Source organism: Pseudoxanthomonas japonensis, assembly GCF_043632995.1.
In the GTDB taxonomy this organism is placed as follows: domain Bacteria; phylum Pseudomonadota; class Gammaproteobacteria; order Xanthomonadales; family Xanthomonadaceae; genus Pseudoxanthomonas_A; species Pseudoxanthomonas_A japonensis.
Genome location: NZ_CP171633.1, coordinates 109,247 through 121,171, shown reverse-complemented (window position 1 = coordinate 121,171; position 11,925 = coordinate 109,247). Strand labels below are relative to the sequence as shown.

Sequence of the window (11,925 nt, the reverse complement as noted above, 5' to 3'; positions counted from 1 at the left end):
GAACAGGGCGCCCTTCCACCATCAAGCCGGCGATTGCCGGAACGGAGGTGTACCGTGCAATGGGTCACCCGAGAACGTCCCAAGATCGATCGGATCGCCTGTCCCTGGCTGATCCGCCGCTTCATCGATCCGGAGGCGGAATTCCTCTTCGTGTCGCCGGGCGAGGTGCGCGCCGTGGCGCGTACCACCGGCGCGATTCCCTACGATGTCCCGGACGTGGAATTGAGTCACGTCGGCGAGCTGTGCAGCTTCGACGTCTTTCTTCGCAAATACACGCTGGACGATCCGGCGCTGGACGATCTCGCGCGGATCGTGCGCGGAGCCGACACCGCGCGCCTGGATCTGGCGCCGCAGTCGGCCGGACTGCTGGCGATCTCACTGGGGCTGTCGCAATTGTTCGAGGACGACCACGAGATGCTGCGACACGGCATGGTGGTCTACGACGCCCTCTATGCCTGGAGCAAGCACGCCCAGGGCGAGCGCCACACCTGGAACCCGGACGCGCTCCGGGAGAAATCGTAATGAGGACCGCAGTCTCAGCGTCAAATTGAAGCGAGGAACAGTCGCGCATTCGACACTTCTGGCCGGCCAGCAGCTGTGGTGCTTCGCAGTACACCGCGATCAGATTGGGCCACCAACGGCTCTGCTGTACTGGATTTCCTGTCGTCACACCCGACAAGTCACGATCAGGCGGGATAAATCACTATTATCCCGTCTGAATTTATAGTTGAATTATGCCGATTTCCATAATTTGATTGGTATGTAATTACGTGGTATGTAATACATTACGAAATCGTCTGAGGAGACGGCCATGGCCCGCGGCGGGTTGTACAAGAGCGATGTACAGAAAGCCCGCGACGCGTTGCGCGCACAGGGCAAGCACCCGTCGGTGGACGCGGTGCGGGTGGCGCTGGGCAACACCGGCTCCAAGACCACGATCCACCGCTACCTGAAGGAGCTGGAAGAAGAGGAAGGGCAAGGCCCGGGCGCCAAGGTCGCGGTCAGCGAGGCCCTGCAGGACCTGGTCGGCCGACTGGCCGGGCGCCTGCACGAGGAAGCCGAAGCGATCGTCACCGAGGCCCGGCAGCGATTTGAAGCGCAGCTGCAGGAACGTGGCCAGGCGCTGGAACGCGCCCAGCAGGAAGCAGGCGCGCTGAGCGCCCAGCTCCAGCGCACCGAAACCGCCTTCCACGAAGAACAGACCGCACACGCCGCCATTCGGCAGACCTTGGCCGAGCGAGTGACGGAAGTCGCGCAACTCGGCGAACGCATCGCCGGCCTGACCACGCGCCTGGCCGAGCACGAGGCCCATGCCCAATCGTTGGAGCAGAAGCACCAGCACGCCCGCGAAGCGTTGGAACACTACCGGACCTCGGTGAAGGAGCAGCGCGAACAGGAGCAACGCCGCCACGAGCACCAGGTGCAGGAACTGCAGGTCGCGCTACGGCAGGCCAACGAAACCCTGACCGCCAAGAACCACGAATTGCTGCAGCTCAACCGCGACAACAGCCAGTGGCTGGAGCGACATGGAAGAATGGAACGGGAACTGGCGGACGCCCGCCGGGGCATCGAGGCCCAGCAAAAGGAACTGGACGCGCTGCGGCTTACGGCTGCCGAGCACCAGGCCCTGCAAACGCGCTGGGCGCAAGATACCCAGACCCTGGAGACCGTACGGGCGGAGTTCGCCGCCACTCGCGCCGATCTAACGAAGGAGCGGGAGCGTCGCGAACAGGCCGAGGCCGAGGCGTTGCGCGCCGGCGTACGTTTGACCACGCTGGAGCAGTTGCTGGCGCAGCTGCGGCCCGAACCCGTCGATAATTCAAGCGCCCAAAAAAATCCGGCAACTCGATGATTTCACGGAGGAAATGAAATTCTATGGGGCATTTTTACGGGTATCCGGAATCTGGTGTGGGTTTCAGGGTTTATGGCTGTTGTAGCTCTCATTTCAAAAGACGGATTCTAGTGTTGGAACCGAGAACGAGCATGCTAAGCTAGAAACCGGATTTCAGTGTGGGCTCGCCCAGGTGTTGAGTGACCGATTTTCTGCAGTTGCGTAGCCTCAATACACTTGAAGTCGTAGGCGATGACGAGCGCTATGTCGTCAAGGCTGAAGGCGTTGCGCCAGTGGCAACCTGCCCGCTGTGCAAGGTCGGACGTTTGCACGGTCACGGCTCACAAGAGCAGTCGTTTCAGGATACGCCGACGCACGGCAAGCCGGTCGTGGTGTTCATCCAGCGCAGGCGATATCGCTGCATCTCGTGCAATAAGACGCTCTTCGAGCCTGTCGCCGATCTCGACAGCAAGCGTCAAGCCACGGCCCGCCTGGTGCGTTATATCCGTAAAGAGAGCTTCACCAAGACCTTCGCGGCGCTGGCGCGCGAAGTGGACTTGGACGAGAAGACGGTCCGCCACGTCTTTGACGACTTCATCGAGGAGTTCGAGGCCAAGGTCCGGTTCCGGACGCCCCGCATCCTGGGGATCGACGAGCTCAAGATCATCGGCCAGTACCGGGCGATGATCACCAACATCGAACGCAAGACGGTATTCGACCTCCGGCCGAGCCGGGCCAAGGCCGACCTGTTGCCCTATTTCCGCAACCTGCGGGACAAGGACACCATCGAGTGGGTGGCGATGGACATGTACCACGTTTACAAGCAGGTGGTGCGTGCCACGCTGCCGCAGGCGCGGATTGTGGTCGATCGTTTCCATATCCAGCGGATGGCCAATGACGCGCTGGAGAAGCTGCGCAAGCGCATTCGCAAGGATCTGCCGGCTCGGCAGCGCCTCAAGCTCAAGGATGAGCGCTTCCTGTTGCTCAAGCGGCAGCACGATCTGAAGGGCGCAGACATGACACGGGCCCTGGAATGGTTCCGCCAGTTTCCCCAGCTCGGGGAGGCGCACGCCCTCAAGGAAGGCTTCTTGTCGATCTGGGATCACAAGAGCCGTCCGGAGGCTGAAGCGGCATGCGCGACGTGGTTAGGCAACATTCCACCGGAGCTGGCGGCCACGTTCAAGGATCTGACCACCGCCGTGCACAACTGGCACGACGAAATCTTCTCTTACTTCGAACAACCCATTACCAATGCCTATACTGAATCCGTCAACCGACTGGCCAAAGACATGAACCGCATGGGCAGGGGCTACAGCTTCGAGGTGATTCGGGCGCGGATGCTCTACAACGAGAAGGCGCGCAAGGACGGGGCCGTAGTCGAGACCGTAGATGTCGATGATGACCAGGTATCAACGAACTTCGAGTTCCAGCGAATGACGATGGCATCGATCCGCAAGAAGCAGGTCAGACGCGTGGTCGAATATGGACCTTACATTCCGACGTTGGTGCGGCTGCTCGAAGAGGGGTATTTCGAGTAAACCTTGACCCATCGCACAAGCCCCGAAGCTTCAACCTGGGTGTTTGGCTCAACGGATGAAGCTGAGCATTTGGGCCTGAACGCTCAGCACAGCACTACCCCGCGCAGCAGGACAGTTGCTTCACATCCTTGGTGAAAGTCTGCGCTGCGAGCTTCAGTCCCTCGACCATGGTCAGGTAAGGGAACAACTGGTCGGCCAGCTCCTGCACCGTCATCCGTGCCCGGATGGCGAGCGCGGCCGTCTGAATCAGTTCGCCCGCCTCGGGGGTCACCGCCTGCACACCGAGCAACCGGCCAGTGCCGGCTTCCGCGACCAGCTTGATGAAGCCACGTGTGTCGAAGTTGACGAGCGCCCGGGGCACGTTGTCGAGTGTCAGCGTGCGGCTGTCGGTCTCGATGCCGGCATGGTGTGCTTCGGCTTCGCTATAGCCCACGGTGGCGACCTGGGGATCGGTGAACACGACCGCCGGCATCGCCGTCAGGTCCAGCGCCGTGTCGCCGCCGGTCATGTTGACCGCGGCGCGGGTACCGGCCGCCGCTGCGACGTAGACGAACTGCGGCTGGTCGGTGCAGTCGCCCGCGGCGTAGATGTGCGGTGTGCCGGTGCGCATCCCATTGTCGATGATGATGGCGCCCTGCGCGTTGACCGCGACACCTGCCGCGTCGAGATCCAAGGCGCGGGTGTTCGGTGTGCGGCCGGTGGCGACCAGCAGTCGGTCAGCGCGCAGTTCGCCGCGCCCGGTCGTGAGCACGAATGCTCCGCTTGCAAAGGCCACCTCACTGGCCTGCGTGTGCTCCAGCACTTCGATGCCTTCGTTGCGGAACGCGGCCGTGACGGCTTCACCTATAATGGGATCTTCGCGGAAGAACAGCGTGTTGCGCGCCAGGAGAGTCACCTTGCTGCCGAGTCGGGCAAAGGCCTGCGCGAGTTCGACCGCCACCACCGACGAACCGATCACCGCCAGCCGCTCGGGAATACGGTCGCTGACCAGCGCCTCGGTGGAGGTCCAGTAGGGGGTGCCCTGCAAGCCGGGGATCGGCGGAATCGCCGGGCTGGCGCCGGTGGCGATCAGGCAGCGGTCGAAGGCGACTGCGCATTCGCCGCCTTCTGCCAGTTGCACGTTCAGATGGCGGTCGTCCAGGAAGCGGGCGTCGCCGCGTAGCACGGTGATGGCGGGAGTGCTGGCCAGAATACCTTCGTACTTGGCGTGACGCAGTTCGTCGACGCGCTCCTGCTGCTGCGCCAGCAAACGCTCGCGCAGGATCGCCGGCGAAGCGGCCGCAATGCCGTCGTCGAACGGACTCTCGCGCCGTACATGGGCGATATGCGCGGCACGGATCATGATCTTGGACGGTACGCAGCCGACATTGACGCAGGTACCGCCGAGGGTGCCTCGCTCGATCAAGGTGACGCGCGCTCCTTGCTCGACGGCTTTCAGCGCCGCCGCCATCGCCGCGCCGCCACTGCCAATCACAGCGACGTGCAATGCCGGCTCTGCATCTCCGCGCTTCGGCTCGCCGTTTAACCCGCCCAGCGTCTTGTTCAACAGGTCCGCAGGCTTGCTCGGCATGTCGGCAGCCTGCGCCCGGTAACCGAGTGCAGACACGGCGGCGACCAGCGGTGCCATCTCCAAATCGGCGCCCGCATCAGCCGTGATTTCAGCCCGCCGTTGCGGATAGGACACCGCTGCCGAACGCACACCGGGCACCTTCTCCAAAGCTTGCCGGACGTGCTCGGAGCACGCCCCGCAGGTCATGCCATCGACGTGCAGTGTGATCGCCTCGGTCATGGGACGATCACTTCTTGACCGTGGAAGGGTAGCCTGCGTTCTCGGTGGCTTTGGTCAAGGCGGCTGGCGTCGTCTTGGTGTCGTCGTAAGTCACCACCGCTTCCTTGGGCTCCCAGGTCACCTTGGCTTCAACGACGCCTTCGACCTTGGACAACGCCTTCTTGACCGTGATCGGACAGGTGGCGCAGGTCATGCCCGGTACCGACAGCGTGACGGTTTTGGTGGCGGCCCAAGCTGGAGCGCTCAGGGCTACAGTCAAAGCGAACAGTGCGACAAATTTCTTCATGACAGTCTCCTTCAGTAGAACAGGGGCATGACGTAGGGGAACGCGAGGGCGATCAGTACCAGGGCGGACACGATCCAGAAAATCACCTTGTAGGCTGTTCGCACCTGGGGCACGGCACACACGTCGTCCGGTGCACAGGCGCGGGCGGGCCGGAAGATGCGGCGCCAGGCGAAGAACAGCGCGACGAGCGCGGCGCCGATGAAGATCGGCCGATACGGTTCGAGCGCGGTTAGGTTGCCGATCCAGGCGCCAGAGAAGCCTAGCGTGATCAGCACCAGCGGGCCGAGGCAGCAGGTCGAGGCAAGGATGGCGGCCAAGCCGCCGGCAGCCAGTGCACCGCGGCCGTTGCTAGGTTTTGCCATGAGGGTCTCCTTCCGGGACTTTGCGTGATGCGCTAACGTTACTTCCGTAGCCAAGTACGGAGTCAAGCGCCATGATGAACATCCCGGAAACCCTGACCATCGGGGCCTTCGCCAAAGCAGCCGGGGTCAACGTGGAGACCATCCGGTTCTATCAGCGCAAGGGCTTGCTGCTGGAGCCGGATCGGCCCATCGGCGGCATCCGCCGCTATGGGCCGACGGACGTGGACCGGGTGAAGTTCGTGAAGTCCGCTCAGCGCTTGGGCTTCAATCTGGACGAGGTTGCGCAATTGCTCAAGCTGGAGGACGGCACCCATTGCCACGAGTCCGCCGACCTCGCGGCAGCGCGGCTGGCGGATGTGCGCCTGCGGCTGGCCGATCTCCAGCGCATGGAGTTGGCGCTATCCCAATTGGTCAAGGCATGCAGGTCGAGCCAAGGCAAGGTGACCTGCCCACTGATTGCTTCCTTGCACCGACATGCGCCAGCAGGAAAAACCCACACTGAAGGCTTGAAACGGACGAGCCTGCGAAACTAGAAACCTACAAGCAAGAACAGTCAGACAAGCAAGTGCTTTAGCTGTCGTCCCACACTAAAATCCGGATACCCATTTTTACACGTATCTCGGCTGAACCCCGGGACCGCATGGGCATTAAACATCAAGTCGTCTTCTACCCCGTCGGCAACGGGGACACCACGCAACTGATCATGGCCAGCGGGCGCCGGGTGCTGTTCGATTTCTGCCATCGCGAGAAAGGCGAAGACAGCGATGCGCCCGAGATCGACCTGCAGGCTCGGCTGAAGGCCGATCTCAAGGCCGCCGACCGCGACTACTTCGACGCCGTCGCGTTCACACACGCCGACAACGACCACATTCAGGGCAGCACCGAGTTCTTCGAGCTGCAGCACGCCCAGTGCCACCAAGGCGATGGACGGATCAAGATCCGTGAACTCTGGGTGCCCGCGGCCATGCTGCTGGAGGAGGCAAGCAACGATCAGCAATCCGACGAATTCGTCATCCTGCGCCAAGAAGCGCGTCACCGCCTGTTGGAAGGCAAGGGCATCCGGGTCTTTTCCAAGCCGCAGGCATTGATGGATTGGCTGGAACCAAAGTTGAAGGAACGCGGTGAAACGGCCTCGGCTCGCGACCATCTGTTCGTGGACGCCGGCACCTTGGTACCGGGGTTCACCCTAGCCACAGACGGGGTCGAGTTCTTCTGCCATTCGCCCTTCATCAAGCACTGCGATGAAGGCGACATCATCCGCAATAGCGCAGCACTGGTCTTCAACGTGCGTTTCGATGCCGATGGCGAAACCTACGACTACCTCGAGGTCGGCGATGCCGAGCACGGCGATCTCGAAGACATCGTCGCGATCACCCGCTACCACGGCAACGACGATCGTCTGGCCTGGGATCTGTTCAACATTCCGCACCATTGCAGCTACAAGGCGCTGAGCGACGACAAGGGCGACGACGAAACCGAGCCGACTGACCTGGTCAAGGACCTGCTGCGGATGGGCAAGTCGGACGCCTACATCGTCAGCTGCAGCAAGCCCATCCCTGACACCCGCGAGGCCTACAAGCAAATCCAGCCTCCGCATATCCAGGCGCGCAAGGCCTACAAGCGCTACCTCGACAAAGTGGGCGGCCGCAAGTTTCTCGTCACCATGGAAGAACCCAACGGCTTCAAGCCCGAGCCGATCACGTTCGAGATCGAAAAGGGCGGCGTGACCTGGGTGCGGGCAGCGACCGCATTGGGAGCGGCCAGCATCATCACCTCCCGTCCGCCGCGGGCCGGATGATGAGCGAGGACTTCCATTCACTCGATCAAGTTGAACCGCTTGCTGACGCCCGGGGGCTGACTTTCCCCCGGGCACGACACCTTGCCGACACGATTCAACGTCATCGCGACTTCGAGCTGATCGGGGTAGGCCGCTGGACCTGGTCCGACGGCAGCCCCGTCGAATGCCTGTTCGTCGAGGCGACCTGCGATCGCGTACCAAAGAACAATCCATACGGCCTGCGCTATCGCGAGCGCCTGGCACTGTTGGTCCGCGCCGGACGCGAGGACCTGCCGATCGTCCTCGCGTTGCGCAAGGAGTTCCCGCGGTTGGTTCACATGAACCGCTTCGCTCCCGACACGCCTGCGCACCTGTGTCTCTATTTCGAGCCGGCCACGGCAGTCTTGCGCACCTGGACGCCGGAGTCGTTTCTGCACCGCATCCTATGGTGGATCGAAAAGAGCGCCCGCGGCGAATTGCATCTGGCCGATCAGCCGCTGGATCATCTGTTCTTCTCGTCGAAGTTCGAATTGGTCTTGCCATGGAATTTCGACACCCTGCGCGAGGGCAACCCGGAGTTCGTCATCGCGCGGAGCGAGATGCGCCCGGACAATGGCACCACCTATTTCCTACTCCCCAAACAAGCGACCGCCAATCACAAGGTCACTTCCGCCGTCTCAGTGGATGTGACCCTGCCGGCGGTCGTGAACAACACGGTAGAGGTCGATCCAGACACATTAGGGCAATTGGCCGATTTGCTGACCGACCGCGGCATAGCGCTGCTCACAGAGCTGCAGCCGAAATTGCGAGCATTGGTGGATGCGCACGGAGCGGTTGCGCGAGCGGACCAGCCGTTTACCGCCATCTTGCTGCACATACCGATCTGTCGTGACGCAGGAGGGCCTCCGGAAAAGGTCACCCATCGCGCCTTCATATTGCCCAATGACCCGCTAGAGCTCGGAGTGGCAACCGGCGCCCTGATGTTCCATGAAGGCAAGTATTACTCGGCGGCTGGAATCCTAGATGCCCCCGAAGCCTTGACATGGCGGGATCTCAAGGTGATGCCGGTCGATGTGCTGTCTGCAAACACGTCCGAGAAAGCACGGCAACAATCGGGCTTGGCGAACGAGGGCCCGGACGGTGTCGTGGTCGGCGCCGGAAGCCTGGGCAGCGCGGTCCTCAACCTGTGGGGGCGCAGCGGTTGGGGCCGATGGACTGTGATCGACAAGGATCACGTCAAGCCGCACAACCTTTCGCGACACACCGCGGTCGCCAAGCAGATCGGCGATGCGAAAGTGCACGCCGTCGCGGCCTTGCACCAGGCCGTCACGCAAGGCGCCAGCGTCATTGTCCCGATCGTGGCCGACGCGAGCGACTCCAAGAATGCGACGGTGACATCGGCCCTGACGGATACAACGTTGGTTGTCGATGCCTCGGCCGGTCTGGACTACCCGCGTCACGCCAGCACGATCGATTCCTTTGCGCGCCACGCGTCCATCTTCGTGACACCGAGCGGGAACGCCGGCGTCGTGCTCATCGAAGACGCGTCGCGCAACCAGCGACTGCGCACCTTGGAGGGTCAGTATTACCGGGCTCTGATCCAGAACGACTGGGGCCGTGACCACTTGGCGGGCCACCTCGGCGCATTCTGGAGTGGCGCGAGCTGCCGCGACATCTCGATGGTCCTGCCCTACGCCCGGGTGCTGGGCCATGCGTGCACCTTTGCCGAACAGCTCCCCGCGTTGATTGCGAGCGACCAAGCGCACATCCGTGTCTGGCAACAGGCATTGAAACAAGGTGGCGTGGCGGTCTACGACATCCCGGTGGAGGCTGAGCAGAGTCTGCCGCTCGATGACGATCTGACGGTGTTCTTAGATGCGGGCGTTGAACGCCGCTTGCGCGAATGGCGCCGCCTAGGCTTCCCCAATGAAACAGGTGGCGTGCTGCTGGGCTACTACGACTACAACGTCGGGGCCTTGGTCATTGTCGACGTCCTCCCTGCACCGCCCGACAGCAAGGCCACCGCGGGTTCCTTCGAACGTGGCATAGAGGGCTTGAAGGAGGCCGTGGACGAGGCCTCGCGGCGCACGGCCGGCATCGTCGGCTATGTGGGCGAGTGGCACAGTCATCCGCAGGGGCATTCCGCCTCGCCGAGCCGGGATGATTGGATCCAGCTCATCCACCTCGCCTTGGGCATGAGCGAGGACGGCCTGCCAGGCGTGCAGCTGATCGTCGGTGAAAGCGGCCTGCAGTTGTTGAAAGGTGCCATGCGCGTATGAGCTTGCCGACCGACACGCCCATCGCCTTGGCCCTGTCCGGCGGCGGCATTCGCGCCATGGTGTTTCATCTGGGCGTGCTGCGCTTTCTCGCCGAACAGGGGCGGCTCGAAGACATTCGGTGCATCTCCAGCGTATCCGGCGGCAGTCTGGTAACCGGCCTGATCTTCCAGGAAGGCGGAATGCGATGGCCGAACTCGCGGGAGTTCCTGAGCAATGTCTATCCGGCATTGCGTGAACGATTGGGTCAACGCAGCATGCAATGGGGCGCACTGCGCGAGCTGTTGCGCCTGACCAATCTGCGGTTCTTGCTATCCCGTGCCAATCTCCTCGCAGGCGCGCTCAAGCGAGAGTGGCGCATTAGCCATCGACTGGCCGACTTGCCATCCGTTCCGGAATGGTCGATCAACGGCACCAATGCCGAGAACGGCCGGCGTTTCCGCTTCAAACTTGACGGGATGGGCGATTACCGGACCGGCTACGCGGCACCGGGCAATTTTCCGCTCGCCAACGCGATGGCCGTATCCGCGGCGTTTCCAGGCGGGTTCGGTCCGTTGAGCCTGCGTGCCGATCGCTTCGAATGGCGGCGACGAGACTGGGATGCGCCCCTAGAGGCCATGCAGATGGTCCGCCCGCCGCGCATCCTCCATCTGTACGACGGGGGGGTGTACGACAACCTGGGGATCGAGTCGTTTTTTGATCCCGGACGCGCACGCACAAAGAAGCCGGGCCATTTCATCCTGGTATCGGATGCCGGCATGCCGCTCGCCGACGGGCTGGCGGCCAGCGCGCTGAATCCTTTCCGGCTCAAGCGGGTCGCTGACATCATGTCCGATCAGGCGCATGCCTTGCGCATTCGCACCTTCCATCACTACCTGCAGCAAGCGCCTGGACAGGGCGCCTTCTTGTACATCGCAGGTGCGACGAGCACCGGAGGCGCAGCCGAACGGGATTTCGCCGCTACGTTTCCAACCACTTTGCGAAAAGTGTCGGGCGCCACCTTCGACCGAATCTCTTCCCATGGCTACCACGTTGCCCAAGACCAACTGAGCGGGCCAGTTCCCACATGCCAACCCTCCTGAAGACCGCCCCCACCCGATTCCGCGCCTACCAGTTGGGTCAGGCAGGATCCTCGTTCTCGTACTTTGATGGCCAGCATTTCACGCTGATCGAAGCCATGGCCACCGATGTCAGCAAGCCCTCGCTGCTACATGAGCTTGCAGCGTGTGGTAAGCGCACCATCGACACCTTGCACATTACCAGTTGGGACTCCGATCACTGCAGCGAGTCCGGCCTCGGCTGGGCACTGGAAACCCTCCAGCCCGCCAAGGTCGAGTATCCAGGCTACGATCCTCATACCGATTGTGCGAAGGCTTGCCTCAAGCTGCTTCGCTCCTACCAGAGCCAAGCCACTGCGAAACAGCGGTCCGTCAAGCTCAATAGGATTGACCCTCCCTATATCCAGTCATTGGAGCAGGCGCAGGGGCTTGGATACCGGAATATCTTCTACCATCCGAAGAGCATCTTTCCGTCGTCCAACGACAACTCGACGGTAAAGCTGTTCCGGACGGGGATGTTCAATGTCCTCAGTCTGGGCGACGTTCAACACGCCAACATCGGCTCGATGCTACGGTCCTGCAAGATCATTTGCCGGGAAACCGACGTTATGGTGCTGGCCCACCATGGCGCGGATAACGGCATTACGACCAAGAAGTTCTTGGAATGCATACGCCCCTCATTGGCTATCTGCACCAGCAACTATGACAACCAGTACGACCATCCCCCTCAGAGCATCAAGTCGCTGCTCTACGAGCAGGGGGTCAGGCTGTGCACCACGAAAACAGGCGATGTCATCATCGCCTCGGAGGCTCCGCATCGCTCAGCTTATAGAGTGATCAACCTGAAGGCCGGCTCCACCGAAGTATCGTCTGTAACAACGTTCCGGGCGAAGAAATCGCACTTGCTTTCGGCTAATCAGGACGTGATCCGCAATATCTACCACCCGGGCTTCAAGGGCATCAAACGCTAACCAGCCATCCAGCCCACGCTCATGATCGGCCCCACTA

At 62.1% G+C, this 11,925-nt stretch carries 11 protein-coding genes; 8 read left to right on the top strand and 3 right to left on the bottom strand.

Going from position 1 to position 11,925, the window contains the following annotated elements; genetic code table 11:
* Positions 1–54: 54 nt before the first annotated feature.
* The 3 genes from ACGHX3_RS20090 (at position 55) to ACGHX3_RS20080 (ending at position 3,369) form a co-directional block, all read left to right on the top strand.
* Entirely contained in the window at positions 55–522 is a 468-nt protein-coding gene (locus tag ACGHX3_RS20090; protein ID WP_394697546.1) for a chromate resistance protein ChrB domain-containing protein, read from the top strand.
* Between the two features lie 289 nt (positions 523–811).
* Positions 812–1,852 (top strand): DNA-binding protein, encoded by a 1,041-nt coding sequence (locus ACGHX3_RS20085; RefSeq protein ID WP_115857994.1) that lies wholly within the window; start codon positions 812–814, stop codon positions 1,850–1,852.
* A 179-nt stretch (positions 1,853–2,031) separates the two neighbouring features.
* Entirely contained in the window at positions 2,032–3,369 is a 1,338-nt protein-coding gene (locus ACGHX3_RS20080; RefSeq protein ID WP_062351793.1) for an ISL3 family transposase, read from the top strand.
* Between the two features lie 94 nt (positions 3,370–3,463).
* On the opposite strand, the gene merA is transcribed toward ACGHX3_RS20080, so the two are convergent.
* Genes merA through merT form a run of 3 tightly spaced genes read right to left on the bottom strand, consistent with a single transcriptional unit; the run spans position 3,464 to position 5,806 of the window.
* Positions 3,464–5,158 (bottom strand): mercury(II) reductase, encoded by a 1,695-nt coding sequence (merA, locus tag ACGHX3_RS20075; RefSeq protein WP_394697545.1) that lies wholly within the window; start codon positions 5,156–5,158, stop codon positions 3,464–3,466.
* A gap of 7 nt (positions 5,159–5,165) precedes the next feature.
* Positions 5,166–5,444 (bottom strand): mercury resistance system periplasmic binding protein MerP, encoded by a 279-nt coding sequence (gene merP, locus ACGHX3_RS20070; protein WP_028839823.1) that lies wholly within the window; start codon positions 5,442–5,444, stop codon positions 5,166–5,168.
* Between the two features lie 11 nt (positions 5,445–5,455).
* Entirely contained in the window at positions 5,456–5,806 is a 351-nt protein-coding gene (gene merT / locus ACGHX3_RS20065; protein ID WP_046621378.1) for a mercuric ion transporter MerT, read from the bottom strand.
* 71 nt (positions 5,807–5,877) lie between these two features.
* Here merT and merR point away from each other — a divergent pair, with 71 nt between their 5' ends.
* From merR to ACGHX3_RS20040, 5 genes are all read left to right on the top strand, one after another.
* Positions 5,878–6,339, top strand: coding sequence for an Hg(II)-responsive transcriptional regulator (merR, locus tag ACGHX3_RS20060; RefSeq protein WP_062351790.1), 462 nt, complete (start codon positions 5,878–5,880; stop codon positions 6,337–6,339).
* Positions 6,340–6,446: 107 nt separating this feature from the next.
* Positions 6,447–7,604, top strand: coding sequence for a hypothetical protein (locus ACGHX3_RS20055; protein WP_394697544.1), 1,158 nt, complete (start codon positions 6,447–6,449; stop codon positions 7,602–7,604).
* Positions 7,604–9,862 carry a ThiF family adenylyltransferase gene (locus ACGHX3_RS20050; RefSeq protein ID WP_394697543.1) on the top strand — a complete coding sequence of 753 codons (2,259 nt, stop codon included), beginning with the start codon at positions 7,604–7,606 and terminating at the stop codon, positions 9,860–9,862. Before ACGHX3_RS20055 ends, ACGHX3_RS20050 begins: the two co-directional genes overlap by 1 nt.
* Positions 9,859–10,941, top strand: coding sequence for a patatin-like phospholipase family protein (locus ACGHX3_RS20045; RefSeq protein ID WP_394697542.1), 1,083 nt, complete (start codon positions 9,859–9,861; stop codon positions 10,939–10,941). Before ACGHX3_RS20050 ends, ACGHX3_RS20045 begins: the two co-directional genes overlap by 4 nt.
* Entirely contained in the window at positions 10,926–11,888 is a 963-nt protein-coding gene (locus ACGHX3_RS20040) for a hypothetical protein (RefSeq protein ID WP_394697541.1), read from the top strand. Before ACGHX3_RS20045 ends, ACGHX3_RS20040 begins: the two co-directional genes overlap by 16 nt.
* Positions 11,889–11,925: the final 37 nt, after the last annotated feature.

Coding starts and splice junctions, on each gene's coding strand:
- ACGHX3_RS20085 (WP_115857994.1), top strand. CDS start 812: ATGGCCCGCGGCGGGTTGTACAAGAGCGATGTACAGAAAGCCCGCGAC.
- merA (WP_394697545.1), bottom strand. CDS start 5,158: ATGACCGAGGCGATCACACTGCACGTCGATGGCATGACCTGCGGGGCG.
- merP (WP_028839823.1), bottom strand. CDS start 5,444: ATGAAGAAATTTGTCGCACTGTTCGCTTTGACTGTAGCCCTGAGCGCT.
- merT (WP_046621378.1), bottom strand. CDS start 5,806: ATGGCAAAACCTAGCAACGGCCGCGGTGCACTGGCTGCCGGCGGCTTG.
- merR (WP_062351790.1), top strand. CDS start 5,878: ATGATGAACATCCCGGAAACCCTGACCATCGGGGCCTTCGCCAAAGCA.
- ACGHX3_RS20055 (WP_394697544.1), top strand. CDS start 6,447: ATGGGCATTAAACATCAAGTCGTCTTCTACCCCGTCGGCAACGGGGAC.
- ACGHX3_RS20050 (WP_394697543.1), top strand. CDS start 7,604: ATGAGCGAGGACTTCCATTCACTCGATCAAGTTGAACCGCTTGCTGAC.
- ACGHX3_RS20045 (WP_394697542.1), top strand. CDS start 9,859: ATGAGCTTGCCGACCGACACGCCCATCGCCTTGGCCCTGTCCGGCGGC.
- ACGHX3_RS20040 (WP_394697541.1), top strand. CDS start 10,926: ATGCCAACCCTCCTGAAGACCGCCCCCACCCGATTCCGCGCCTACCAG.